General features: G+C 69.6%; 1 protein-coding gene. It reads right to left on the minus strand.

Annotated features, from left to right (window positions below):
• Window positions 1-47: 47 nt before the first annotated feature.
• Entirely contained in the window at window positions 48-1,598 is a 1,551-nt protein-coding gene (locus AB0N14_RS40050; protein ID WP_366030599.1) for an ISL3 family transposase, read from the minus strand.
• Between the last annotated feature and the right edge of the window lie 114 nt (window positions 1,599-1,712).

Genomic DNA, 1,712 nt, shown 5'->3' on the forward strand with positions numbered 1-1,712 from the left:
CGGTTCTGATCCACTTGCTGTGGAGCCGTGACTGCGCGTGACGGCGTTCAGTCCGCGTGGAGGATCTGCAGGCGGAGTAGGTCGAAGCCAGCGCGTCCGTATCCGTCCCTCTTGATCCGTTTCACCCGGTTTACGTTGCCCTCGACTCGACCGGAGTTCCACTCCATCGTGAGGCCGGCGGTGACGGCGTCGAAGTCCTGGCGGAGCCCGCGGGCGAGGCTGGCCAGGGAGGGGAAGCCGGTGGCCTCGGCCCGCCCGAGCCAGTCGGCGAGGTCATGCCCTTTCCGCTCGGTCATCATCTCGGCGAAGGTGCGCACGCAGGTCGCAACGCTGTCCAACTCCGGGCACCGACCCAGCAGTTCCTTGAGTCTGAGGGTGCCGTTCTCGTCGAGGTGGTCGGGATGGCTGGTCAGCAGTCTTGTCGCCTGGCGGACCGTCAGTTCCTGGGCCACGGTCGGCGCGGGCTGGCCGCTGGCGCGCAGGGTCTGCAGGTGGCGACGGACGGTGCGCTCGCTGCCGTGATAGCCCAGGCCGCGGATCTCACCGCAGAGCCGGACGGCGTCGGTGCACCCTTCGTTCCAGCGTTGGTGCAGGTAGCCGAGGTAGGGCTGCACCCGGTTCTCACGCTTGCCGGTGCCGACGGGCAGGTCCTCGGGGCTGGCCGCGTGCGCGTAGCGGCGTACCGTCTTGCGGTCCAGGCCCAGTGCCTCGGCGATCGCGGATATCCCTACTCCCTTGCTGAACAGGGCGTGGACGGCTGCGTGCCGCTCTCGGCGCTGGACCGCGCGCAGTCCCTCCAGCGCTGGCGGCACCGAAGGGTCCGTATTGCCGACCTGCGCTTCCTGGGCCGCCGGCCGATCCGGCTCCGGGGACTCGGCCAGGCAGGCGCGGTGCGCGAGGACGCACTTTTCGACCGCTTCGCACAGGTTCTTCCAGATATGGAACCGGTCCGCGACCTGGATCGCGTGCGGGCAGGCGGTGCGGACGGCCTCGGCATACGCGCTGGCCCGGTCCCGGCACACGATCTCCGCCCCGGGATGCGCGCGCAGCCACGCGGTGAGCGTCTCCGCGGTGCGGTCGGGCAGCACGTCCACGCGCTCGCCCGTCTCCATGTCCAAGATGATCGTTCCGTACACGTGGCCCTTCTTAAACGCGAAATCGTCGATACCCAGGACGCGTGGCGCGGTGCCGACCGGCTCGTCGGGGAGCTTCCGCAACAGTCTGAGCAGCGAGTTCGCGCTTGCCGGGATCGACAGGTGCGCGGCCAGCCGGGCTCCCGGGCGCCCGGCGAGGGCCAGCGCGATCTTCTCCAGCGTCCGGTGCAGCGACGCCGTGCGCCGGGCGAACCGCTCGGTGAGCCCGTCGACCTGCTCGACGAAGGTCCGGCGACCGCACTCCTGGGCCGGGCATATGAACCGGCGCACGAGCAGGTCGATCACGGCCCGGTGCCCGGACACCGCCACGTCGGCCAGGCGCCTGCGGTACCCACCGTGGACGCGGCCGGACACCGTCCCGCACCCCGGGCACACGGCCTGCCGTGTCGCGGTACGTGCCGAGAAGGTCATCAGTCCGTTGCCCACCACGATGTCGTCCACCATCACTGTCGACAGGTGAGAGAAGGCGGTCCAGAGAACGCTGCAGTCACACGAACGCCCATCCTTCCAGGCATCGGTAACGGCCAGTCACGGCTCCACAACAAGTGGATCAGAACC

Origin of the sequence: Streptomyces sp. NPDC051104 (genome assembly GCF_040682835.1) — a bacterium.
In the GTDB taxonomy this organism is placed as follows: Bacteria; Actinomycetota; Actinomycetes; order Streptomycetales; family Streptomycetaceae; genus Streptomyces; species Streptomyces cynarae.

Coding starts and splice junctions, on each gene's coding strand:
- AB0N14_RS40050 (WP_366030599.1), bottom strand. CDS start 1,598: ATGGTGGACGACATCGTGGTGGGCAACGGACTGATGACCTTCTCGGCA.